Source organism: Acidocella sp. (assembly GCF_036489515.1).
GTDB lineage: Bacteria > Pseudomonadota > Alphaproteobacteria > Acetobacterales > Acetobacteraceae > Acidocella.
This window is the reverse complement of the sequence record NZ_DASXFO010000006.1, coordinates 13834-37787: the sequence shown is the minus strand read 5'-3', so window position 1 is coordinate 37787 and position 23954 is coordinate 13834. Positions and strand designations below refer to the sequence as shown.

Annotated in this window: 24 protein-coding genes; 19 read left to right on the top strand and 5 right to left on the bottom strand. The window is 63.2% G+C overall.

The window, feature by feature from the left end; genetic code table 11:
• The 4 genes from VGG47_RS00945 to thiL all read left to right on the top strand — a co-directional run.
• A partial coding sequence (locus VGG47_RS00945; RefSeq protein ID WP_331534981.1) for a 3,4-dihydroxy-2-butanone-4-phosphate synthase occupies positions 1-615 on the top strand: 615 nt, incomplete at its 5' end.
• Positions 615-1097, top strand: a complete 483-nt coding sequence (gene ribH, locus VGG47_RS00940; protein ID WP_331534980.1) for a 6,7-dimethyl-8-ribityllumazine synthase — start codon at positions 615-617, stop codon at positions 1095-1097. The genes VGG47_RS00945 and ribH, both read left to right, overlap by 1 nt.
• Positions 1094-1567, top strand: coding sequence for a transcription antitermination factor NusB (nusB, locus tag VGG47_RS00935; protein ID WP_331534979.1), 474 nt, complete (start codon positions 1094-1096; stop codon positions 1565-1567). Before ribH ends, nusB begins: the two co-directional genes overlap by 4 nt.
• 100 nt (positions 1568-1667) lie before the next feature.
• Positions 1668-2603 (top strand): thiamine-phosphate kinase, encoded by a 936-nt coding sequence (thiL, locus tag VGG47_RS00930; protein ID WP_331534978.1) that lies wholly within the window; start codon positions 1668-1670, stop codon positions 2601-2603.
• Positions 2604-2842: 239 nt separating this feature from the next.
• On the opposite strand, the gene rpmG is transcribed toward thiL, so the two are convergent.
• Genes rpmG through rnr form a run of 3 tightly spaced genes read right to left on the bottom strand, consistent with a single transcriptional unit; the run spans position 2843 to position 6838 of the window.
• Positions 2843-3010 carry a 50S ribosomal protein L33 gene (gene rpmG / locus VGG47_RS00925; RefSeq protein ID WP_331534977.1) on the bottom strand — a complete coding sequence of 56 codons (168 nt, stop codon included), beginning with the start codon at positions 3008-3010 and terminating at the stop codon, positions 2843-2845.
• 58 nt (positions 3011-3068) lie between these two features.
• A complete protein-coding gene (locus tag VGG47_RS00920) occupies positions 3069-4595 on the bottom strand; it encodes a S41 family peptidase (protein ID WP_331534976.1) in 1527 nt (508 codons plus the stop codon).
• Positions 4592-6838, bottom strand: a complete 2247-nt coding sequence (rnr, locus tag VGG47_RS00915) for a ribonuclease R (RefSeq protein ID WP_331534975.1) — start codon at positions 6836-6838, stop codon at positions 4592-4594. The genes VGG47_RS00920 and rnr overlap by 4 nt, the downstream gene beginning before the upstream one ends.
• A 219-nt stretch (positions 6839-7057) precedes the next feature.
• Here rnr and rpsD point away from each other — a divergent pair, with 219 nt between their 5' ends.
• Positions 7058-7672, top strand: coding sequence for a 30S ribosomal protein S4 (gene rpsD / locus VGG47_RS00910; RefSeq protein WP_331534974.1), 615 nt, complete (start codon positions 7058-7060; stop codon positions 7670-7672).
• A 230-nt stretch (positions 7673-7902) separates the two neighbouring features.
• A complete protein-coding gene (locus VGG47_RS00905; RefSeq protein WP_331534973.1) occupies positions 7903-8319 on the top strand; it encodes a hypothetical protein in 417 nt (138 codons plus the stop codon).
• A gap of 107 nt (positions 8320-8426) precedes the next feature.
• On the opposite strand, the gene VGG47_RS00900 is transcribed toward VGG47_RS00905, so the two are convergent.
• Positions 8427-8726, bottom strand: a complete 300-nt coding sequence (locus tag VGG47_RS00900) for a hypothetical protein (protein ID WP_331534972.1) — start codon at positions 8724-8726, stop codon at positions 8427-8429.
• A 231-nt stretch (positions 8727-8957) separates the two neighbouring features.
• Here VGG47_RS00900 and VGG47_RS00895 point away from each other — a divergent pair, with 231 nt between their 5' ends.
• The 9 genes from VGG47_RS00895 to VGG47_RS00855 all read left to right on the top strand — a co-directional run bounded on the left by VGG47_RS00895 (position 8958) and on the right by VGG47_RS00855 (position 16509).
• A complete protein-coding gene (locus VGG47_RS00895) occupies positions 8958-9626 on the top strand; it encodes a DsbA family oxidoreductase (RefSeq protein ID WP_331534971.1) in 669 nt (222 codons plus the stop codon).
• Positions 9627-9820: 194 nt separating this feature from the next.
• Positions 9821-10783, top strand: coding sequence for a lytic murein transglycosylase (locus tag VGG47_RS00890; protein ID WP_331534970.1), 963 nt, complete (start codon positions 9821-9823; stop codon positions 10781-10783).
• Positions 10780-11646 (top strand): RlpA-like double-psi beta-barrel domain-containing protein, encoded by an 867-nt coding sequence (locus tag VGG47_RS00885; protein ID WP_331534969.1) that lies wholly within the window; start codon positions 10780-10782, stop codon positions 11644-11646. Before VGG47_RS00890 ends, VGG47_RS00885 begins: the two co-directional genes overlap by 4 nt.
• Positions 11643-12269, top strand: coding sequence for a dTMP kinase (gene tmk / locus VGG47_RS00880; protein WP_331534968.1), 627 nt, complete (start codon positions 11643-11645; stop codon positions 12267-12269). The genes VGG47_RS00885 and tmk overlap by 4 nt, the downstream gene beginning before the upstream one ends.
• A gap of 3 nt (positions 12270-12272) precedes the next feature.
• Complete coding sequence (locus VGG47_RS00875) at positions 12273-12422, top strand: hypothetical protein (RefSeq protein ID WP_331534967.1); 150 nt, start codon at positions 12273-12275, stop codon at positions 12420-12422.
• Positions 12422-13402 (top strand): DNA polymerase III subunit delta', encoded by a 981-nt coding sequence (locus VGG47_RS00870; protein ID WP_331534966.1) that lies wholly within the window; start codon positions 12422-12424, stop codon positions 13400-13402. Before VGG47_RS00875 ends, VGG47_RS00870 begins: the two co-directional genes overlap by 1 nt.
• On the top strand, positions 13399-14937 hold the full coding sequence (gene metG / locus VGG47_RS00865) for a methionine--tRNA ligase (RefSeq protein WP_331534965.1): 1539 nt from the start codon (positions 13399-13401) through the stop codon (positions 14935-14937). The genes VGG47_RS00870 and metG overlap by 4 nt, the downstream gene beginning before the upstream one ends.
• A gap of 7 nt (positions 14938-14944) precedes the next feature.
• Positions 14945-15724, top strand: coding sequence for a TatD family hydrolase (locus VGG47_RS00860; RefSeq protein ID WP_331534964.1), 780 nt, complete (start codon positions 14945-14947; stop codon positions 15722-15724).
• Positions 15721-16509, top strand: coding sequence for an MBL fold metallo-hydrolase (locus VGG47_RS00855; protein ID WP_331534963.1), 789 nt, complete (start codon positions 15721-15723; stop codon positions 16507-16509). Before VGG47_RS00860 ends, VGG47_RS00855 begins: the two co-directional genes overlap by 4 nt.
• A gap of 228 nt (positions 16510-16737) precedes the next feature.
• Here VGG47_RS00855 and VGG47_RS00850 read toward each other — a convergent pair whose 3' ends face one another.
• Positions 16738-16911 carry a hypothetical protein gene (locus VGG47_RS00850; protein WP_331534962.1) on the bottom strand — a complete coding sequence of 58 codons (174 nt, stop codon included), beginning with the start codon at positions 16909-16911 and terminating at the stop codon, positions 16738-16740.
• A gap of 234 nt (positions 16912-17145) precedes the next feature.
• On the opposite strand from VGG47_RS00850, the gene VGG47_RS00845 reads away from it, so the two are divergent.
• From VGG47_RS00845 to VGG47_RS00830, 4 genes are all read left to right on the top strand, one after another.
• Positions 17146-18435 carry an MFS transporter gene (locus VGG47_RS00845; protein ID WP_331534961.1) on the top strand — a complete coding sequence of 430 codons (1290 nt, stop codon included), beginning with the start codon at positions 17146-17148 and terminating at the stop codon, positions 18433-18435.
• The gene (locus VGG47_RS00840) at positions 18432-19508 is read left to right on the top strand and encodes a lactonase family protein (RefSeq protein WP_331534960.1); all 1077 of its coding nucleotides are present in this window, start codon (positions 18432-18434) and stop codon (positions 19506-19508) included. The genes VGG47_RS00845 and VGG47_RS00840 overlap by 4 nt, the downstream gene beginning before the upstream one ends.
• Positions 19509-19906: 398 nt before the next feature.
• The gene (locus tag VGG47_RS00835; protein WP_331534959.1) at positions 19907-21760 is read left to right on the top strand and encodes a methyl-accepting chemotaxis protein; all 1854 of its coding nucleotides are present in this window, start codon (positions 19907-19909) and stop codon (positions 21758-21760) included.
• A 244-nt stretch (positions 21761-22004) separates the two neighbouring features.
• Complete coding sequence (locus tag VGG47_RS00830) at positions 22005-23903, top strand: methyl-accepting chemotaxis protein (protein WP_331534958.1); 1899 nt, start codon at positions 22005-22007, stop codon at positions 23901-23903.
• Positions 23904-23954 lie beyond the last annotated feature (51 nt).

The following is a 23954-nucleotide window of genomic DNA, read 5'->3' as shown; positions in this document are numbered from 1 at the left end:
GTGATCTGCGAGATCATGAACGATGACGGCACCATGGCCCGTCTGCCGGACCTGGTGGCCTTCGCGCAGCGGCACAATCTGAAGCTCGGCACCATCGCCGATCTGATCGGGCATCGCCGCCGCACCGAGCGGCTGGTCAAGCGTGGCGAGCAGGGCATGGTGCCCGGCCCGCAGGGCGGGCTGTGGCGCATGGTTGCCTATCAGAGCAAGGTCGACGGCGTCGAGCACGTGGCCTTGGTGAAGGGCGACATTTCCGGCGACGCGCCGGTGCTGGTGCGCATGCACGCGGTCGACACGATCAGCGACCTGCTGGGCGGCCAACATGTGGACAGCCTGCACGGCGCCTTCGCGCAGATCGCCGCGGCGGATCGCGGTGTGGTGGTGCTGATCCGCGAAAACCGTCCGGGCGCCGTCTCCGAGCGCATCCGCGATTTGGTCGCCGGCAAGCGCGCGGAGCCGGCTTTGCGCGATTACGGCATCGGCGCGCAGATCCTGCTCGACCTCGGCGTGAAGGACATGATCCTGCTCTCCAACCACAAGCGCACGATTATCGGCCTGGAAGGCTACGGGCTGAACGTGGTCGAGCAACGCGGGATCGAAGGGGTGGCCGGCTGATGAGCACCGCCGACGCCCCGCTTCCCCAGGCCCCGCATGTGCCGGGTGCGGCCCCGCGAATCCTCGTCATCAGCGCGCCCTACTATAAGCAGGTGGTGGACGGCATGATGGCCGCCGCGCGCGAGATTCTCGCGCAGGTCAATGCCGACATCACGATCGTTGAGGTCGCCGGCGCCTTCGAGCTGCCGCAGGCGCTCGCCATTGCCGCGAAGAGCGGCGCAAAAAAGTTTGACGGCTATATCGCGCTCGGCTGTGTCGTGCGCGGCGAGACCGATCATTACGAGTTCATCTGCGGCTCCGCCATGGACGGGCTGATGCGGGTCGCGACCGAGCACGCACTCTGCCTCGGCACCGCGCTGCTGACCGTGGACACGCTGGTCCAGGCGCTGGCGCGCAGCGCCGAGACCGGCGCCAATAAAGGTGCCGAGGCGGCGGTGGCCTGCCTCAAGCAGATCGTCCTGGCGCGGAGCCTGGCGCAGTGAGCGGGCGGCCGAGGACGCTCGCCCGCGTCGCCGCCGTGCAGGCCCTTTACCAGGCCGAACAGGGCAACACGAGCCCGGAGACGGTGATTGACCAGTTCGTGCGCCACCGCATCGGCGGTCTTCCCGCCGGCGGGCTGGAGGAGGGCAACGTGCCGGAGGCGCATGTGCCGCTGTTCACGCGCATCGTCCGCACCGCGACGATGCAGCAGGACATCATCGATGGTATGCTGATCGCCGCCTTGCCGGAGGCCTGGCCGCTCGCACGGCTCGACCCGGTACTGCGCGCGCTGATGCGCGCGGGCGGTGCGGAATTGTGGATGAGCGACGGTCCGCCGGTGAAAGTCGTCATCAACGAATACATGGACGTGGCGCACGGTTTCTTCACCGGCGACGAACCGCGCATGGCCAATGGCGTGCTCGACCGTCTGGCGCATCTGCTGCGCCCGGCGGAATTCGAGAGCAGAGCATGAGTGCTTTACATCAATCATGCTCTGACCATTTTTATCCGAGCAATTGCATGCGTTTAGCTGGAATCTTGCGATTCCAGCTAAACGCATATTGCTCTCGCTGATGTCGGACGAATTCTCCCGCATCGCCCGGTATTTCGCGCCGCTGGCGGGGGAGGAAGGGCTCGGCCTCGCCAACGACGCCGCGGTGTTGAAGCCGCCGCCGGGGCGCGAACTGGTGTTGACCGTGGATCAGATGCTGGAGGGGGTGCATTTCCTCTCCGGCGACGACCCGGCGCTGATCGCGCGCAAATTGCTGCGGCGGAACTTGTCCGACCTCGCGGCCATGGGCGCGGTGCCGATGGGCTATCTGCTCACCACCGCGCTGCCGGCGGGGCTTCCGGAAGCCTGGCTCGCCGGTTTCGCCGCCGGGTTGGCGGAGGACCAGAAACTCTACGGCATCAGCCTGTATGGCGGCGACAGCTCCTCGGCGCGGCGGGATATTTCGCTCTCCGCCACGCTGCTCGGCCATGTCGCGCCGGGGACGGCGCTCAGCCGCGGCGGTGCGCAGCCTGGAGACGAAATCTGGGTGACGGGGACGATCGGCGATGCGTCCTTGGGGCTGAAGGCGCGTTTCGGTGAACTGACCGACCCGACCGGCTACCTGACGCAGCGCTCGCTGCTGCCCGAGCCGCGAGTCGGCTTGGCGCTAGCCGGCATCGTCTCCGCGGCGATCGACGTCTCCGACGGGCTGCTGCAGGACCTTGGCCATATCTGCAGGGTCTCTGGAGTCGGCGCGGTGATCGCGGCGGAGGCCGTGCCGGTCTCACCCCAGGCCGCCGCGTTCGGTGCGGACATGCTGGAAGCGCGGCTCACGGACGGCGATGATTACGAGCTGGTGGTCACCGTGCCGCCGAAACACGCGGGCGCCCTCAAATCCGCCTGCGGGGCGCTGCCGATCACCCGCATCGGCCACATCGTCGCAGGCGTTGGCGTCGAGGTCCACAACGAAGCAGGCAAGACGCTGCGCTTCGGCAAGGCTGGCTGGCAGCATTTTTAAGGCAAGGAAGTAGCAAGTACCTACTTTTTGTGAACAAAAAGTAGCAAAAAAACTTTGTTCTGCTGGGTCATGGGCGTTGTCGGCGACGCAGCCTATGGCCCAGCGTAACAAAAATTTTTGCGCCGCTTTTTTTAAAAAGCGGCTACTTCCTTCGCTTAACAGAAAAACCCCTGCGCATGATGCGTCAGGGGTTTTTTCGAAGCCGTGGGGCGGATCTTCCGGTGAAATCCGCCAGGCAATTACTTGATCTTGGCTTCCTTGAACGGGACGTGCTTGCGCACCACCGGGTCGTACTTGTTGAGTTCGAGCTTGGTGGTCTGCGCACGGGCATTCTTCTTGGTCACATAGAAGTAGCCGGTGTCCGCGGTGGAAATGAGCTTGATTTGAACGACGTTCGATTTGGCCATGATTTCAGAATCTCCAGAAGCCCGCCCTATGAAGCAAAGCGGGTCGTTTCGTCAAGGGTTAAGGCAGGAGCGCCGCCTGGTAAGCGGCGGGGTGGGTGAGCAGGAAGGCGGCGGTGCTCATGTCGAGATCGCTGCCGATCGCGGCCGGGCAATGGTCGCGCACGTTGATGATGCTGTCGACCGGCGCCGGGGCCCGCACGGCGCGGGACGCGGCCAGAGCCGGGGCCATCAGGTTGCGGCCTTTGGCCAGGGCAGAGAGCTGCTCGTTCAGGGCCGGTTCGCCCAGGCTGGTGCAGACCTGCGGCATGACGCCCAGCGTCTGCAACGGCCAGCCGCCGGGGGCCAGCACGCGACTCCAGGTCACGTACAGCTCGCCGCCATCGGGCAGGCTGGTGACGGTCTGGACCAGGCCCTTGCCGAGGGTCGACGAACCGATCACCACGGCGCGATGGTCATCGGACAGGGCGCCGGAGAGAATTTCCGAGGCGCTGGCGGTCTGCCCGTCCACCAGCACCGCGAGGTTGATGCCGCCGGTCAGGTCCGAGCCTTCGGCGCGGAACACCTGGTCCGCATCCGGGTCGCGCCCGGCGGCCTCGGCGATAGGGCCGGAGGACAACAGTGAATCGGCGACCAGTACGGCCTGGCGCAGCACCCCGCCGCGATTGCCGCGCAGATCGAGCACCAGCCCGGTCGGCGCCGGGTTTGCCGCCATCAGCGAGGCCACCAGGGTGGAAAACTGGTCGCCCGTGCCTTCGTTGAAGCCGGTGATCTTCAGCGCCGCGATGCCGGGTGCGGGCGAGGGCTCGGAGAACACGGTCTGCGGCGGGATGTAGGCGCGGGTGAGCGTGATGTCCTGCGCCGTGCCGCCGCCGGCCAGGTCCACCGTACGCAGCGTGACGTCGCTGCCGTGGATGCCTGGCATCGCGTTGTTCAGCCGTGAGACTTCGGAAGGATAGACGGAGCGGCCGTCGACCTGCAGCACCGTCATGCCCGCCGTGAGGCCGGCATTCTCCGCCGGGCTGTCGGCGGCGACGGCCCCGATGGTCACGGATCGGCCATGCGCCGCGAACGTCACGCCGGTGCCGGCGAGGCCGGTGATCATCAGCTGGTCCTGGGCGGCCTGCAGCGGCGGTTCATAGCGTGAATACGGGTCGAAATGATTGAACAGTTCGTCGAAGAAACTGCTGATCAGCCCCTGGGTGCCGGCCTGCCGCAAGGCCGGAGAGACGGCATAGGCCGCCGCCGCCACGGTCGCCGCCGCCTGGCCCCAGCCTTGCGCATCGGTGGCCGGCGGGGCGGGCACGGCGATGATCATCCGATTCGGGCCATAGAGCAGGATCTGGTGCCCCTGCAGCTGCGTCGTCATGTCCGGATCCAGGGCGGCGAGGCCGTTCAGCCCCCAGATCGTCATCTGCGGAATGGACAAAGCTTGCAGAGAGCGCGGCTCGATATAGGCGAGCGCCGCCCCCCAGACCGAACCGGCCATGGCGGTGTCGAAGGCGGCATCGGCGGTCGCGGCCGGCTGTGCCCAGGCACCGAACGGCAACAGGGTCAGCAGTATGAAAATCCAGGCGGGACGGGTCACCTGCGGCGTTTCGACTTGTGCTTTGCGGGGGACTTCCGGGTGGAACTGGGGCCACGGCTATAGGCGCCGGGCACGCCGTCGGCGGGGCTGAACAGCAGCCCGCCGGTCACCGGCCGGGCCTCGAGCAGCCGCACGTCCAGAACCTGCGCCAGCTGATAGGTCTTGCGGCTGCGCTTGCCGATGAGACTCTGGCCCGCTTCATCATGCATCCAGAAATCGTCCGGCAAATTCGCCATGCTCAAAAACCCACTCGCGCCACTCTCTGGTAAAGTGACGAAAAGTCCGAACTTCGTCACCCCGGAAACCCGGGCGGAAAATACTTCTCCCACACGGTGTTGCAAAAAGAGCGCAAGGTAGCGGTCGGTGGAATCGCGCTCGGCCAGGGTGGCGCGCCGCTCGGTGGCGGTGATCAGTGCCGCGGTGTCCTCGAATTGCCGCATATCTTCCTCGCTCAGCCCATCCGCCCCCAGCTTCAGCCCGGAGATCAGCGCACGGTGCACCAGCAGGTCGGCATAACGGCGGATCGGCGAGGTGAAATGCGCGTATTTGGTCAAAGCCAGGCCGAAATGGCCGATATTTTCCGCGCCGTATTCCGCCTGGCTCTGGCTGCGCAGCACGGTTTCGTTCACCAGGGAGGATTTGTCGGTGCCGGCGACAAGCTTCAAAACCCGGTCGAGGTCGCGCGGGTGCAGCTGGTCGCCCGGTTGTAGGGAAATATCCAAGGTCGCGAGAAAGCTGCGCAGATTGTCGAGCTTCTCCGGGCTGGGCGGGGCATGCACGCGGTACATGCATGGCAGGTTCCTGCGTTCGAGTTCCTCGGCGGCGCAGACATTGGCGAGGATCATGAACTCCTCAATCAGCCGGTGGCTGTCGAGTCGGTCGCGCGGCGATACGCTTTTCACCTGGCCGTCCGCATCGAGCTCGACCTTGCGCTCCGGCAGGTCAAGATCCAGCGTGCCGCGCTCCAGCCGCGCCTGGGAGAGGGCGGCATGCGCGGCATAGAGATGCGCGTGCTGGGTCGGGTCGGCCTCGAACTCCGCCTGGACCTGCTCATAGGTCTTGCGCGCCGCCGAGCGCATCAGCCCACGGCCGAATCGGTGCGACTGTTTCTGGCCGTGCACGTTGATCTGCATCTCCACGAACAGGCAGCCGCGATCCTCAGCCGGCTTGAGCGAGCACCAGCCGTTGGAGAGCGCCTCGGGCAGCATCGGCACCACGCGGTCGGGGAAATAGCAGGAATTGCCGCGCTCCCGGGCGGCGCGGTCGAGCGCCGAGCCGGGCCGGACGTAATGCCCGACATCGGCGATGGCGACGATCAGCCGGTAGCCGCCGGCGGTGGGTTCGGCGAACACCGCGTCGTCGAAATCGCGCGCGTCGGCGCCGTCGATGGTGATCAGCGGCACCTCGCGCAGATCCATGCGCTTGGCCAAAGGCGCGGACTTGGCTTTAGCCGCCTCTTTCAGTGCTGCTTCGGGAAAGTCCATGGGGATGCCGTGCGTGGCGATGGCGATCAGGCTGACCGAGCGCGCATCGGTGGCAAGGCCCAGACGCTCGGTGATGCGCGCCGGCTTCGGCCCGAACGCCTTGCCGGGCAGCGGCTCGGCGCGGACGATCTCGTTGTCGAACGCGCCCATGGTCTCGTCGGGCGGGACCATCCATTCCGCTTTCTGCCGCCGGTCGGTGGGCTCGATCCGCCCGCCATGCGGGTGGGGGTGGAACACGCCGACGATGCTGCCGGCCTGCTCGGCCAGGCGTTTCAACGTCCGGCCCTCGTATTTGTCGGCGCCGATCGGCTTCAGCCGTGCCAGGACTCGCGCGCCGGGGGCCAACGCCGCCTGGCCGCGCGCCTCGGCGTGCATGAAAATCACCGGCGGACGGCCCGGACCGTCCCACGCCACTGGCCGGGCCAAAGCCTCGCCGTCGCGATCGATGCCGGTGACCTCCACCACCGCCGTCTCCGGCAGGCGTCCGGCCTCGCGGTAGCGCTTGCGCCCGGCCAGCTCCAGCACGCCGTCCGAGGCCAGGGTCTTCATCAGCTCGCGCAGGCCTTTTTTGTCGTCCGGGCCGACACCGAAAGCACGGGCGATCTCGCGCATGCCGATCTTCTGCTCCGCCGCGGCGAGATAGGCTTTGACCTGCTCCCTGGTCGGCAGGCCGCGCGGCGCTTTGGCCGGTGGTGCGGCCTTGGCGGCTTTCACTTGGGTTTCAGGCTGCAGTTTCGGCTTTTTATGCACGGTCTTCATGCGAGCAGTATGGCGGCAGAGCGGACGCGCCACCATAGAGGGGCGACGAAATCACGCGTGCGAGATGATGGTTGACGCCGGAGCGGCCCGCCGCTAGAGGGCGCACTCGTTGCCGGGAACGTGGACAGGCGGTGGTCGCCTGCGCCCGCGTGTTCTGTTTCGTAGAAATGCGGAGCAGGGCGCGACTACTGGCGTATTTCAACAAGAAGGATACGCGCCGTGACCAAGCGCACTGAAAGCAAGTATAAGATTAACCGCCGTCTCGGCGTAAACCTGTGGGGCCGCGCCAAGTCGCCGGTCAACAAGCGGGAATATGGCCCGGGCCAGCATGGCCAGCGCCGCAAGAAGCCGTCCGACTACGGCGTGCAGCTCATGGCCAAGCAGAAGCTCAAGGGCTATTACGGCAACATTTCCGAAAAGTCCTTCTACAAGTACTACGAGGAAGCCGTGCGCCGTAAGGGCGACACCTCGGAGAACCTCATCGAGATTCTCGAGCGCCGCCTGGATGCGGTCGTGTACCGCCTGAAATTCGCCGTCACCCCGTTCGCGGCGCGGCAGTTCGTCAGCCACGGCCACGTCACGGTCAACGGCCAGCGCGTCAACATCCCGTCCTATCTGGTCAAGGATAACGACGTGATCGAGGTGCGTGAGAAATCCAAGCAGCTCGCCGTGGTGCTGGACGCCGCTCAGGCGGCCGAGCGCGACGTGCCGGAATACATGGAAGTCGACCACCGCGCGATGAAGGGCAAGTATCTGCGCGCGCCGAAGCTGGCTGACGTGCCGTTCCCGGTGCAGATGGACCCGAACCTGGTGGTGGAATACTACTCCCGCTGATTTTTTCGGCCCACCTGGCTTTTTTGGCAGCGGCGCTCCTTCGGGGGCGCCGTTGTCGTTTGGAGGGTAGGGAAGGCTACTTTTTGTGAACAAAAAGTTGCAAAAAAACTTCTATAATCTGGGGCATGGGCGTTGTCGCTGACACCGCCCGCGACAGGCTGTTACCGGCCGGATATTCCTTTGTTACAAATCCTTGTTATCTGTGGTGTTAGGATTAACAGGAGTTTTCCATGCGCCGTACTACGATGTTCGCTCTGCTTGGCGTGGCCCTGCCCGGGATCGCCGTGGCACAGACCGCAACGCCCTCCAGCACCGCGCCGTCCAGCACGACGCCCCCCAGCGCCATGACCCAGCCGCAGGGCGGCATGGGCATGCACCATCATCATCACGATCGCTGCTGGCACCATGCACGCTGGGCGATGAAGAGATTTCATAAGAAATTCGACGCCGCCAATACCACCCATGACGGTCATCTGACCCTGGCCCAGGCCGAGAAGGCCGGGATGAAGCCGATCGTCAAGAATTTCGCGGCGATCGACACGCAGCATCGCGGCTATGTCACGTTCAATGACGTCATCGCCTGGCGCCTGGACACGATGGCCGCCCGCATGGAGAAGCGCGCCGCTGACCTGCGTGCGAAGGATTAAGAAGAAAGTGGCCGCTTTTTAAAAAAAGCGGCGCAAAAACTTTTATTATGCTGGGCTGTGGGCGATGTCTCTGGTAACGCCCATGGCCCAGCATTAAAATTTTTTGCCTACTCGCGACTGGCGCGGCCTTTTGAGAGGGATGCGCCTGGTTTTTGGTTGGGGTCGCCGGTCACGAACATCTGGTGCAGAACGGCGCCGAAGCTTGAGGGAGCAGCCGCGGTGGCCGGTGCTGCGGCAGAACCTCCGGCATGAGCCGGGGCGGTCGGCAGAAGATGTGCTGTCATGGAATTCGGGCCGAACAGATGGACGACCACGCCGGAGGGTTTTGGCGCCGGATCCGGCCGCGCCTGCGCGGCGCTGCTTATGGCAAGGAACGCCGCCGCCGCGCAAAAAATACGTGATAACAAGTGAAGTCTCCAAAATGCGGCCATGCCGCGCCAGAATAGATATGGTTGCTATTTGTTCTGAGGAGAGAAGGAGGGCTTCTTTTTGTGAACTTCTGCTCTTTGGGGCCCGTGCTGTGTCAGTGCCCCAGGCCCAGAGGAACAGAAGTTTTTGCGCCGCTTTTTTCAAAAAGCGGCTGCTTTCTTACGCAGCAATTGCTCGCCCAACGCGGCAAAGCGTTGTAAGACAAAACCATGAATATCCTCGCCCCTCTCCCGGCGCGGCTGGTCATCGAAGTCGTATACGATTTCGTTTGCCCATGGTGCTATCTGGGGGTGAAACGCTTGTCTCTCCTGCTGGCGCGCCGGCGGGATCTGGGCGTGGAAATGGTCTGGCGGCCGTTCCTGCTGAACCCTGACATGCCGCGCTCGGGCATGGCGCGTAGCGACTACATGATCCGCAAGTTCGGCGCCGAGGAGCGGGGCCGGCGGCTCTATAACTCGATCACCGGGTTGGGCGCGGCGGAGGGGATCGAGTTCAATTTCGCCGCCATACGGCGCACGCCGAACAGCGTCGATGCGCATCGGCTGGTCCGCTATGCGCAAGCCTTCGGCACCGCCGACATCCTGGTCGACAGAATTTTCCGCGCGCATTTCGTCGAGGGGCTGGATATCGGCGCGTCGGCGACGCTGGTGCGAATGGCGGCCGCGCAGGGGATGGACGCGCGCGCGACCGGGCTCTTCCTGGCCTCCAACGAGGGCTCGGAATTCGTGCATGCGGAAAACCTGCATGCGCACCGGCTGGGCATTAACGGCGTGCCCTGTTTCCTGATCGATGGCGAGCACGCCATCGCCGGGGCGCAGGAGACCGAAGTGCTGGAGCGGCTGATTGATCTGGCTACTTGCACGATGCGGGAGCGGTAGAGGAAGAAAGTAGCCGCTTTTTGAAAAAAGCGGCGCAAAAACTTTTGCTATGCTGGGCCATGGGCTGTGTCAGCGACAACGCCCATGGCCCAGCATAGCAAAGTTTTTTTGCTACTTTTTGTTCACAAAAAGTAGTCTTCCTCCTTTTTGCTTCCATGTTGCGGTACAGCACCGTGCCGTGGCAGACTCAGCGTATGAATCGCCGCGCTCTTCTCACTGGTCTCTCTTTCACCCTGGCGCTGCCGCGTTTCGCGCGCGCCGCGGATTTTTCGACTTTTCTCGCGGCCTTGCAGGCGCGCGCGGCGGCGGAGGGCATTCCCTCTTCAGTGATCGCAGCGGCCACCGGGAGTCTGGTGCCTAACCAGACCGTGCTGCGGCTCGACCATCACCAGCCTGAGTTCACCGAGACCTGGGCGGTCTATTCCTCGCATGTGCTGAACCAGACGCGCATCGAGGCCGGGGCGCGCAAATCCGTGGAGGTGCGTGACCTGTTCGCTTCGGTGACCAGTCGTTTCGGCGTTTCCGCGGCGCCTTTGCTCGGCATCTGGGGGATCGAGACCAATTACGGCGCGACCCAGGGCGATTTCGACGTGATCGACGCGCTGACCACGCTCGCCTGGGACCGCAACAGCCATTATTTCGGCAGCGAGGTGATCTCGGCGCTGCGGATCATCGCCGCGGGGGACGCGCCGACGCGAAAACTCATCGGCTCCTATGCGGGGGCGATGGGCCAGCCGCAATTCATGCCGAGCGTGTATCTCTCCACCGCCGTTTCGTTCAGCGGCGACGGGCAGCCGGATATTTGGTCCTCGGATGCTGACAGCCTCGCCTCCATCGCCAATTACCTGGCCAAAGCGGGCTGGGTGGCGGAGGAGCCGTCCAGTGAGCCGGTGCTGGTGCCGCCCTCGCTCAATGTGGCGATGACCGGGCGGGAGAACACCCGCACCGTCGGCTATTGGCGGGAGCAGGGCGTGGAACGCCTGCCGGGCATGCGCCACCTGCCGGAGGACATGCCGGCGGCGCTGTTGCTGCCAGACGGCGCCGGCGGCCAGGCCTTCCTGGTGTTCCGTAATTTCCATGTGATCCGCAGCTATAATGCCTCGGATTTTTATGCGCTGGCGGTGGGCGAGCTCGGCCGCATGGTACTTAGCGCATGATGAACCGTGCGATCCTCGGCCTGTTCGTGGCTTTGGGCGGTTGCATGAACCGCGGCCCCAGCGCGCCGCCGCCGGGACCGGTGGCCTTCACCGTCGGTAACCCGTACCAGGCCGGTGACGAGTGGCAGTATCCTGCGGATGTTTCCAGCTACGACGTGACCGGCCTCTCCAGCGTGATCGGCGACGATGCGCCGGAATACACGGCCGATAACGAGGCCTATGACCCGAATGCGCTGGCCGCCGCCAGCCCGGTTCTGGAATTGCCCGCCATCGTCACCGTGACGAATCTGGTGAACGGGCGCTCGGTGCAGGTGCGGGTGAATGATCGTGGTCCGGCCATTCCCGGCCGGGTTATCGCCGTGACGCCGCGTGTCGCGCAGCTGCTGGACTATCCGGATGGCGGTGTGGTCGAGGTCGAGGTGAAGCTGGACGGCGCGGCGACGGCGGCCTTGGACGGTACGCTCGGCGCCGCGCCGAAGCTGACGGCAGCACCCGTGGCGGGCATCACCGCGCAGAGCCTGGCCCCCGGTGGCGGCGCTGCCGGCGCGGTGCAGAATTTGAGCCCGGTGGAGACCGCTCAGAACATGGGTGGGCAGGTACAGCTTTCGGGGACCGTCACCACCGTGGCGCCGGCGCCGGGACCGCTGTTCGTGCAGGTGCCGGGTTATGGCAGCGAGGAGGATGCTTATCGCGAGTCCGAGCGGCTCTACGGCATGCCGGCGCGGGTGGTGCCGGTGTATGGCGCTGACCGGACGCTGTTCGCGGTCAATGTCGGGCCGTATCACACGGTCGAGGATGCCGACGCGGCCTTGCAGCAACTGCTGAATCGCGGTGTCACCGATCCGCAGATCATCGTCCGATGAACCACCGCGCCGGGCTGTTCATCACGCTCGAAGGCGGGGAAGGGGCGGGCAAGTCCACCGCCGCCGCGCGGCTGGCGGAGGTGCTGCGGGCGGAAGGCCTGACCGTGCTGGCGACGCGCGAGCCGGGCGGCACGAAGGGGGCCGAGGCGATGCGCGCGCTGCTGCTCAGCACCACGATCACGCTCGACCCGATGGCGCAGACCATGCTGCATTTCGCCGCCAGGGCGGACCTGGTGGAGACGGTGATCCGCCCGGCGCTGGCGCGCGGCGAGGTGGTGATCTGCGACCGGTTCTATGATTCGACCATGGCCTATCAGGCCTACGGGCTGAACGTGGATGTCTCGGCGGTGGCCAGCCTGACCCGCCTGATCAACCTGCACCCTGACGTGACATTCATTCTGGAAGTATCTGAAAGTACAGCAAATGAACGCCGCAAGGTGCGCAATGGCGCAACCGATCGCTACGAGGAGATGGGCGCAGACTTCATGGCCCGGGTAGCGCACGGGTTCCGTGCCATCGCCGCCGCCGAGCCGAGGCGCTGCGCGCTGATCGACGCCGAACAGCCGGTCGAAGCGGTGGTGGCGGCGATGCGCCGGGTCATCCGTGAGCGTACCAGGCGCTAGGGCATGATTGAAGAAAGTGGCCGCTTTTTAAAAAAAGCGGCGCAAAAATTTTTGCTCCGTTCGGCCATGGGCGTTTCACCGACAGCGCCCATGGCCCAGATTATAGAAGTTTTTTTGCTTCTTTTTGTTCACAAAAAGAAGCCTTCCTTCTGATGCTTGAACCACGCGCCAACCCGCTTTTGCGCGGTCATGAGGCGGCGGTGGCGTCGCTGCACCATGCCGCGATGTCCGGCCGGCTGCATCATGGCTGGCTGATTTCGGGACAGCCGGGCATCGGCAAGGCGACGCTGGCTTTCAGGTTCGCGCGTTGGCTGCTGGCTGGCGCCACCAATGCGGACCTCTTTGTGCCGGAAACCGCTCCGGTGTTTCGCCGCGTCGCCGCGGGGACGCATCCGGACCTGTTCACGGTGGAGAAGCGCGTCAATGTCAAGACCGAGAAGCTGCAATCGGAAATCGTCATTGCCACGGTGCAGGAGGCGAGCGCCTTCATGCGCCTCACCCCGGCCGAGGGCGGCTGGCGCGTGGTGGTGATCGACGGCGCCGAGGACATGAACCCGAACGCCGCCAACGCGCTGTTGAAAGTGCTGGAGGAGCCGCCCGCCCGCGCGATTCTGCTCCTGATCTCGTCGGCGCCGGGGCGCTTGCTGCCGACCATCCGCAGCCGCTGCCGGGCGCTGCCGCTCGCGCATCTGCCGGCGACGGATGTGGAAGCGTTGCTCGCCGATTACGCGCCTGAATTGGGCGGTGCGGAACGTACCCGGCTGGCGGGGCTGGCGGAGGGGAGCATCGGCACGGCGCTGAACCTGGCCGCGGAGGGCGGTGTGGCCGTCGCCGGGCTGGTGGAGGAGGCGCTCACTGCCCCGGTCTCGCCGGCGCGGGCGCAAAACATCGCCGACACCGTGGCGCGCTCGGTGGAAGGGGTGGACAAGTTCGCCACCTTCATGACGCTGCTGCGCGCCGGGCTGGCGGCCAACACCCGCGCCGCGGCGAGGGCAGGTGAGCCGGCGGCACGGCTTGCCGGTCACGTCGCGGTCTGGCAGGAATTCGCCAAGCTCGAAAGCGAGGTGATCGGCCTCAATCTCGACAAACGCGCCGCGGTGATCGTGGCCCTTAGCCAGTTGCACAGGACATGAGCCGGAATATTTTTTACATCACCACGCCGATCTATTACGTGAATGGCGCGCCGCATCTCGGCCACGCTTATACCTCCACGGCTGCCGACGTGCTGGCGCGGTTCAAGCGCCTGGATGGGTTTGACGTGTTCTTCCTCACCGGCACCGATGAGCACGGCCAGAAGGTCGAGGCCGCCGCGCGCAATGCCGAGACCGACCCGCAGAATTTCGTTGACCAGGTCGCCGCCGATTTCGCCGACATGGCGCAGTGCATGAACATCTCCTTCGACGATTTCATCCGCACCACGCAGCCGCGCCACAAAGCGGCGGCGCAGGCGCTGTGGCGCAAGCTGGAGGAGGCCGGGATGATTTATCTCGGCGCCTATGAAGGCTATTACGCAGTCCGCGACGAGGCGTTCTATGACGAGGCCGAGCTCACCAAGCTGCCGGACGGCACGCTGGTGGCGACCGCCTCCGGCGCCCCGGTGCAGAAGGTCAGCGAGCCGTCATATTTCTTCAAGCTCAGCGCGTTCCAGGACAAGCTTCTGGAATTCTATGAGGCGCATCCGGAGTTCATCGCGCCGACCGCCAAGCGCAACGAGATCCTCAGCTTCGTGCGCGGCGGGCTCAACGACCTGTCGATCAGCCGCACCAAATTCACCTGGGGCGTTCCGGTGCCGGGTGACGAGCAGCATGTGATGTATGTCTGGCTGGACGCGCTGGTGAACTATCTCACCGCCGTCGGCTACCCCGACGCCACCGCGCCGCGCGCAAAATACTGGCCGGCCGACCTGCATCTGGTGGGCAAGGAGATCATCCGCTTCCACGCCGTGTACTGGCCGGCCTTCCTCATGGCCGCCGGGCTGCCTCTGCCGAAGCGTGTGTTCTCGCATGGCTGGTGGACGGTCGAAGGCGAGAAGATGAGCAAGTCGACTGGCAATTTCATCGATGTTCGGCCGCTGGTGGCGAATTTCGGGCTCGACCCGGTGCGCTTCTTCCTGCTCCGCGAGGTGCCGTTCGGCAATGACGGCGATTTCTCGCGCCGGGCGCTGATTGCGCGCATCAATGCGGAGCTCGCCAACGGGCTCGGCAATCTGGCGCAGCGCACGCTCTCCTTCATCGCCAAGAACGCCGACGGCGTGGTGCCGGCGCGCGGCACGCTGTTTGAGGCAGACCACGCGCTACTGGGTGCTGCCGAGGCGCTGCCGGAAAAGGTGCGGGGGGCGATCAACCGCCTCGCTTTCCATGAGGCGCTGGAAGAGGTGTGGAAAGTGATCCGCGCCGCCGACGCCTATATCGACCACCAGGCGCCCTGGACGCTGAAAAAGACCGATACGGTGCGCATGCGGACGGTGCTGTATGTGCTGGCTTGCGTGCTGCGCACGGTGGCGATTTTGCTGCAGCCTTTCATGCCCGACAGCATGGGCAAGTTGCTCGACCAACTGGGTGTCGCGCCCGAGGCGCGGCAGATTGCGGCACTTGATGCGCCTTTGGCTGAAGGCACCCCATTGCCGGCCCCCGCCGGCTTGTTTCCGCGTATTATAGAGCCAGCGTAAGTATTTGATGCTGATCGATTCTCATTGCCATCTGGACTATTTCAACCAGCAAGGCGAGCAGGCGGAAATCGTCGAGCGCGCCCGCGCGGTCGGCGTCGGCGTCATGGTGACCATCGGCGTGACGCTGAGCCAGTCGCGCGAAGCCATTGAGATTGCGGAAAAATACGACAATGTCTGGGCCTGCGTCGGGATCCACCCGAACCATGCGGCCGATGAATTGCCGGTGGCCGCACCCGAGGCGATCGCGGCGCTGGCGCAGCATCCGAAAGTGATCGGCATCGGCGAATCGGGCCTGGACTATTTTTACGACAAGGCGCCGCGCGACATTCAGGAGCAGAATTTCCGCGCCAATATCCGCGCCGCACAGCTCTCCGGCCTGCCGCTCGCCATTCACGCCCGCGAGGCCGATGAGGACATCGCGCGGATGCTGGCGGAGGAAAGAGAGCGAGGCGGGCATTTCGATTTCCTGCTTCATTGCTTTTCCTCCGGGCGCAAGCTGGCGGAGAGGGCGCTCGAGATGGGCGGATCTATTTCCTTTTCCGGGATTTTGACCTTTCCGAAATCCCAGGAAATTCGCGACATTGCCGCATCAGTGCCGCCCGAGCGGTTGCTGGTGGAGACGGATTCACCGTATCTGGCGCCGGTGCCATTCCGTGGCAAGCGCAACGAGCCGGCCTATACGGTGCACACGGCCAAAGTCCTGGCGGAGATCAAAGGGATGTCATCCGAAGACATGGCCGCGCTGACCACGACCAACTTCAAGAAACTGTTCCGGAAGGCGGCGTGAAGGTCACGCTCCTCGGCGTCGGCGGGTCCGCCGGCATGCCGCAGATCGGGGGGCCCGACGGGTTCGGCGATTGGGGGCGGCTCGACCCGGCCGAGCCGCGCAACCGCCGCACGCGCTCGAGCATCGTGATCGAAACCGATGACCAGCAACGCCTGCTGGTCGACACGTCGCCAGACGTGCGGCTGCAGCTGACCAGTGCGGGCATCGGCCGGATCGAAGCCGTGCTGTACACGCATCCGCATTCCGACCACATCGCCGGGCTGGACGAGATCCGAGTCCTGAACCGGATCCTGGGACGGGCGATGCCAACCTATGCCACGGCGGGCTGCTGGGCGGATCTGCGGCGGCGCTTCGAGTACGTCTTCAAGCCCTTCAGCGGCACTTATTTTACCCGGCCGGTGTTGGAGACCATCGAGATCGCCGCCGGCGAGACCGTGCCGATTCTTGGGCTGGACGTGAAATTGCTCGACCAGGATCACGGTTACAGCCGCAGCCTCGGCCTGCGGGTGCGCAATTTCGCGTATTGCACGGATGTGGTGCATCTGGACGAAGTGGCCTTGGCCGCGCTGACGGGGCTCGACCTGTTCGTGGTGGATTGTTTCTTCCGTACCGGAAAGCATCCGACGCATGCCGGTCTGGAGCAGGTGCTGGCCTGGGTCGAGCGCTTGCGGCCGAAGCGGACGATCCTCACGCATATGGGGCCCGACATGGACTACCAGGCGCTGCGGGCGGTTCTGCCGCCGGAGATCGAGCCCGGCTATGACGGCATGGTGGTCGCGCTGTGATGAGCAGCGGGCCGAAACCGACATGGACCTAGATAAGACATGGACCTAGATAAATAGCGGCATGTGCCGCGGCATACAGGGAACATCCACAAGCTTATCCCGAATTCTGTGGATGGTTTTGTGCCGCAACGATTAAGGGTAGGCGGAAGGGAAGGCTACTTTTTGTGAACAAAAAGTAGCAAAAAAACTTTGTTAATCTGGGGCATGGGCGTTGTCGGTGACATAGCCTCAGGCCCAGCATAACAGAAGTTTTTGCGCCGCTTTTTTCAAAAAGCGGCTGCTTTCTTCACCATTCAATTTTTGAATGAAATAATTCAACTCACGCAATTGCATCGAGGATTTCCAGCCGTTATTTAACGCCACGTTAGAGCTGGATTTGAGGCAAACCTGATGCTGCCACACGGATTGAAGCCTCGTACGCTCGACGAAAAAATCCGCAATTCACCTAATTCACTGGTCGGCGCGCCCGGCAGGGCGCTGGGCCGGATCGCCGCATAGGAGCTGGCGGCTGGGCTGCAACAGGTGAACGCCACGGCAGGTCAAGCCTTGTTTCCACAGGCGCTGCGACGGGCAAGTTCCACTCAATTTCGGGCAAATCGGCAACCCGGCGAATCACGGTAAACTGGAGGGGATATAATGAACTTTCGTCGAGGATGGATCGGGCTGATGCTGTTCAGCATGACGCTGATCAACTACACCGATCGTGCAACGCTCGCCTTCGCCATCGGCCCGATTTCACATGAATTCGGTTTGTCGACTATTGCCAAAGGCTATCTGTTTTCATCCTTCCTGTGGACCTACACGATCTTCCTGATCCCGATGGGATTCCTGGTCGACAGGTTCGGCGCCAAGCGCGTCGCCGGATTTGGGATCGGCTTGTGGTCAGTCGCGACCATCTGCACCGGCATGGCCTCGAGCTTCGCGCTCATGCTGATCAGCCGCCTCGCCATGGGCGGGGGCGAGGCTTCAACCAATCCCTCAGGCGCTCGGGTCATCCGGCAGTGGATTCCAGCCGGCGAACGAGGCCGCTTCAACGCCTTTTTTAATTGCGGCGCCTCCGCCGGTCCGGCGATCTGCGCGCTGGCCGCCGGTCCGATCATCGGCGCGTTCGGGTGGCACGTTTTGTTCTTCGCGGCCGGCGCGCTCGGCCTGATCTGGCTTGCGTTCTGGCTGGCGATTTTCAAAAAGCCGGAAGACGCATCCTGGCTGTCGGAGAGTGAGAGAAACGTTATTTTAACGCAGCGCACCGGCGGCCACCAGCTTGAGGCAGGCGAAGCGTCAGGGCTCTGGAAACTTCTGCGCGGGCCGACCCTCTGGGGGCTGGCGCTGGCCATGGGCTGCAACATCTACTCGCAATATCTTTTCCTGACCTGGCTGCCGAGCTTTCTGCGGACGACCAAGGGGCTAAACCTTACCAGCAGTGGGCTGTATACGGCGGTGCCTTATGGGGTCGCGTGCGTTCTCTGCATTGCCATCGGCCTGCTGAGCGACCGGCTGCTGCGCGGGCACAATATCGCCAATGGCGGCAGGCGCTACCTGATCGCCGGATCGATGGTCCTGGCGGCCATCATTTTGCTGGCGCCCCTCGTCAACAGCCTTCCCATCCTCATTGGCTTGTTGACCCTGTCCCTGACCGGCGTCGCGGCGACCACGTCGCAAGTCTTTGCCTTGACGAACGACCTGACACCGAACGCGCGCGATATCGGTGCCGTCATGGGCTTTGTCGTTATCGGCGGGAATATTTTTGGGATGCTGGCCCCGATTGTCACGGGTTACGTTATTGCCGCGACCGGCAGCTATGACTGGGCATTCATTATCGCGGGCGGACTTCTGGCTCTCGGCGCTGCATCCCTTCTGGGCCTGACCCATCAGCCGATCGGACTTGGCTGGGGCAAACGCAGTGTTATCTCGGAGGTACGCGCATGAACCCGACTTTCGCTTATATCGGCTGCCGCACGACAAAGGCACGCAACGCCCGGGGCAAGGGGTTGAGCGTTTACCGGCTCAACCAACCGGGCGGCGCATGGACGCTGGTCCAATGCGTTGAGGGGCTCGTCAATCCATCCTATCTGGCTTTCGACCGCGACCGTCGCGTGCTTTACGTGGTGCATGGCGATCACGCCGAGGTCAGCGCCTTCAGGATCGACGCGCATGACGGCACGCTGGCATTCATTAACCAACAATCGACCTACGGACTCAACCCGGTCCATCTCGCGGTCGACCCGAGCAATCGTTTTCTCGTGGTCGCGAACTACGCCACGGGCTCGATCGCCGCTTTGCCGGTCCGGCAGGACGGTGGCCTGGACCCGGTCTGTGACCTGCTCCTGCTGCCAGGCAAGACGGGGCCGCACTGCGAGGGGCAGAGCTTCTCCCACCCGCATCAGATTCTGCTGACCCCGGATGAATCCGGCTTCATCGTTCCCGACAAGGGGCTGGACGCGACCTTCGTCGTGGAAATCGATAGCGATCGGGGCAAGCTGCGTTTGAATGAAGCCAAGACATCCGTGGCGCGCCCCGGCGCCGGACCTCGACATGCCGTTTTCCATCCGGCGGCGCCGATCCTGTATGTGCTCAACGAGTTGGATTCGACGGTCACGACCTGCCGTTACGAAACGGTGACGCAAACCATCGCCGCAATCGAAGTTGTCACGACCCAGCCGGCGGATTTTTTCGGTAGTAATACCGGGGCGGCGATCGAGATCCTGCCATCCGGCCGCTTCGTTTATGTATCCAACCGCGGGCATGACAGCGTGGCGATCTTCGCGGTGGATCCTGTGAACTACCTGTTGAAGGAAGTGGGCAGGGCGCTTTCGGCGGGTAAGGTGCCGCGCTGCATCGCGCTCGATCCGTCCGGCCAGACGCTGTTTGTGGCGAATGAAGGAAGCGATACGATCGTCCTGTTCGAGGTCGATCAGGAGAGCGGCGCCTTGACGCAAACCGGGCAAGTCCTGGAGACCGGGAGCCCGGTTTGTATCCTGCTTAATGCTACTGCCGATTGATGTAAGCGCAGGGAAAGTCTACTTTTTGTGAACAAAAAGTAGCAAAAAAACTTTATTAATTTTGGCCATGGGCTTTGTCGGGGACAACGCCCATGGCCCAGCATTACCATAAATTTTTGCGCCGCTTTTTTTAAAAAGCGGCCGTTTTCTTGATGAGATCGGCGCCCAAGGGTTTCGATCGTTAGTTAATATGTCAAACAAATTTTATTGCAAAATTCAACTATAAGTTTATCAGAATTACAGTCTGATAAACTAGAGATTGCGATAAGCGTATGTATCGCAAAATGGACTGAAGGATTTTGTCGATGAAAAACGTTTCCATTGTTGGAAAGCTTGGCCTGCTAACCGTACTATTTGCCATATTTTCAATCTGTTCCGCGTGGTATTCAACCAGCCAGATGAGCCGGATTAATTCCGGCTATATCAATCTGCGCCAGGGCTTGGCCGCGGCGACCATGAGAATCACGCAGGCTGACATCGACATCGGCACCATACGCTCAGACATTGCCTTGCTGGTGATGGACGACGATCCCGCCACACGTACGGCAACAAACGACAATCTGACGTCATACAAAGCCAGGTTTTCCAATTTTATGGATCAGGCCGCCGCTGGCGCCCCGGTGGAAGCCAGCAATATCGAAGCGCTGAAATCGCAAGCGATGCAAATCATCAATGCAAGCTGCTCGAGCTCAGTCAATCTTGGCCTTCAGGCTGCCACGCCGGCGGCTCTGCAGAATGCCCAGACGGTCTATATAAACAACTGCTCTTCAAGCTTTACCAATCTGATCGCGGCGATGGCCGTTTTAAATCATCGTCTGATCAATGCTGAGAATGCGACCGGAAGTGAGCTGTCTGCGACGACGGCGCACACGATCACGATGACTTTTCTGGTGATCTTTATCGGCCTTGCTCTGGTGATTGTTTGCGGCTTCTTTGCCGTTCGCGCCTGGATCGTAGCGCCCGTGAAGGCGCTGCAGGGAGTCATGGGGCGACTGTCGGGCGGCAATTTGCAAGCCGCGGTGATCGGTACCGATCGCAAGGATGAGATCGGCGGGATGGCGCGCGCCGTGCAGGTGTTCAAGGATGCCGGCATCGAGAAGGCCCGCCTGGAAGCCGACGCGCAGGCGCAGCAGGCCCATGTTGAGCAGGAGCGCCAGCGCGTCGAGGCGGAGCGCATGGCGGCTGCGAAGGAGCAGGGCTTTGTGGTCAGCTCGATCGCGACGGGTCTGGAGAAACTCTCCGGCGGCGACCTGGTGTTCCGCCTGGCAACCCCTTTCGCCGGAGATTACGACAAGCTGCGCGGCGATTTCAATGCGGCAATGGAGACGTTGCAGGAGACGATGAAGGCGATCGCGACCAACACCCAGGGCGTTCGCTCCGGTGCCGAGGAGATCACCGCAGCCTCCGACGATCTGTCGCGGCGGACCGAGCAGCAGGCGGCGAGCCTGGAAGAGACCGCCGCGGCGCTCGACCAGATTACCGCAACGGTGCGCAAGACCGCGGAAGGTGCGACGGAAGCGCGCAGCGTCGTCTCCACGGCAAAGGTGGAGGCTGAGCGCTCGGGCGACGTGGTGCGCGAGACGGTCGGCGCGATGAGCGGGATCGAATCTTCGTCCAAACAGATCGCCAACATCATCGGTGTGATCGATGAGATTGCCTTCCAAACCAATCTGCTGGCGCTGAATGCCGGGGTCGAAGCGGCTCGCGCCGGCGATGCCGGGCGCGGCTTCGCAGTCGTTGCGACGGAGGTGCGTGCACTCGCGCAACGGTCGGCGGATGCGGCGAAGGAAATCAAGGCGTTGATCTCGGCCTCCGGCCAGCAGGTCGATACCGGCGTGAAGCTGGTGGGCGAGACCGGCAAGGCGCTCGGGCGGATCGTCGAGCAGGTGGCCAAGCTGAACGAGCTGGTGTCCGAAATCGCGGCCGCGGCGCAGGAACAGGCGACTGGGCTGCATGAGGTGAACACAGCGGTCAACCAGATGGACCAGGTGACCCAACAAAACGCTGCGATGGTTGAAGAGTCGACCGCCGCGAGCCACAGCCTTTCGCAAGAGGCGGAGGCGTTGGCGCGGTTGATCGGGCAGTTCCAGATCGGTCAGAACACGGCGCCCCCGGCGGCCAAGGCGGCGTCTCCGGCGACCCCAACGAACCGTCGCATCGCAGCGACCAGAAAGGTGGTTGCCCTCCTGCGTCACGATGCCGCCTCGAAATCCGCAACGGCCGGCGCGCAAGACGGCTGGGATGAATTCTAGAGCAGGTTCCGCGCGCTTTGGCTTGCGGAACCTGCGCGCGGTCTTTGTTTTAGCGAGCAACTTTATCCGATCGAAGGTGTCCATTCGATCGGATGTCGCTCTAACGGCGATCCCGCTGAAAGGTCGCCTCTCAGCTTTCCAAAATCAAAATGACTTCCTGGTTGGCTCAAAGCTCCATCGCAACAGGAGCTGTGCGACCGGGACAAGATGAATGTCTAAATGATATCGTAGAGGGAGTTTTGCCGTGAATAACGTTCCTATTGTAGGAAAAATCGTATCTATATTGGCCATTTTTGGCGTATTGACAATTTGCATTACGCTTTATGCGACGCACGAAATGCGGTCGATCGAAAATAACAACAATCATCTCATCGCCGGTCCGATCGGGGCGGTTCTTGCAGCAACAAGAGCAAACCGGTCTATCGATGGCGCGCGGGCGGACATAGATGAACTTGTGATCGGCGTTGCGGCTTCGGATCGCCAAGCCCTTTTGGCGAATATCGCATACCACAAGTCCAGCTATAAAAGACTTCTGGATCAGGCCGCGTTGGCAGACCCCGCGGACGCGAGCGATATTCTGGCGCTCGAAACCCAAGGTCTACAGCTTCTCACTGTGAACTGCGCGACTGCAATCGATCTCAGTACCGCGGCCACGACGCCTGCCGATGCACAAAACGCGCGGACCGCCTATAACTCTAAGTGCTCGCCCGAATTTTCCAGCCTGGCCAACAATATCGACCTCGTGTCACATCGTTTTGTCACGATCGCCCAGACAGGTCAAACATCACTGGTGGCAACAACAGGGAAGACAATCTCCCTGGTATATGTCCTGATCCTCACCGGCCTGGTCCTGGTGATGCTCGGCGGATTCTTCGCGGCTCTGTCGTGGATCACCAAGCCTGTGAAGGCGCTGCAGGGGGTTATGGGCCGACTGTCGGGTGGTGACTTGAAGGCGGCCGTGATCGGTACCAATCGCAAGGACGAAATCGGCGGGATGGCGCGCGCCGTGCAGGTGTTCAAGGATGCCGGCATCGAGAAAGCGCGCCTGGAGGCCGAGACCCAGGCACAGCAGGCCCTCGTTGAGGAGGAGCGTCAGCGCGTCGAAGCGGAGCGCATCGCGGCTGCGAAGGAGCAGGACTTCGTGGTTAGCTCGGTTGCGACGGGTCTGGAGAAACTCTCCGGCGGCGATCTGGTATTCCGCCTGACCACCCCTTTCGCAGGCGACTACGACAAACTGCGCGGCGATTTTAACGCGGCGATGGCGCGCCTGCAGGAGACGATGAACGCCATCGCGGCAAACACGCACGCTGTGCGGTCGGGGGCGGATGAGATCACCCAGGCTTCCGACGATCTTTCGCGCAGGACCGAGCAGCAGGCGGCAAACCTGGAAGAGACCGCCGCGGCGCTGGACGAAATCACGGCGACGGTCCGCAAGACGGCCGAAGGTGCCGGCGAGGCGCGCAGCGTTGTTTCAACCGCTAAAGCCGATGCCGGACGCTCCGGCACGGTGGTGCGCGAGACCGTGGGGGCGATGAGCGGGATTGAATCCTCCGCCAAGAAGATCGCCAACATCATCGGCGTGATCGATGAGATCGCGTTCCAGACCAATCTGCTGGCGCTGAATGCCGGGGTCGAAGCGGCCCGCGCCGGCGATGCGGGGCGCGGCTTCGCGGTCGTCGCAACGGAGGTGCGGGCGCTCGCGCAACGCTCGGCGGATTCCGCGAAAGAGATCAAAACGCTGATCTCGGAATCTGGTCAGCAGGTCGATGCAGGGGTGAAGCTGGTCGGCGAGACTGGCCACGCGCTTGGGCGCATCGTCGAGCAGGTGAACAAACTTAACAACCTGATCGACGAGATCGCGGCCGCGGCGCAGGAACAGGCGGCCGGGCTGCATCAGGTGAACACGGCGGTCAACCAGATGGACCGAGTGACTCAACAAAACGCTGCGATGGTCGAAGAGTCGACCGCTGCGAGCCACAGCCTCTCGCAAGAGGCGGAGGCATTGGCGCGGTTGATTGGGCAGTTCCAGATCGGTCAGAACCGCCGCATCGCAGCGACCGGAAAGGTGGTTGCCCTCGTGCGTCACGATGCCGCCCCAAAGCCCGCCCTGGCCAGAGCGCAAGACGGCTGGGAGGAAGTCTAACCACGACCCAGCCGGCCAAGCGGAAGGAAAGAGAAGGCTTCTTTTTGTGAA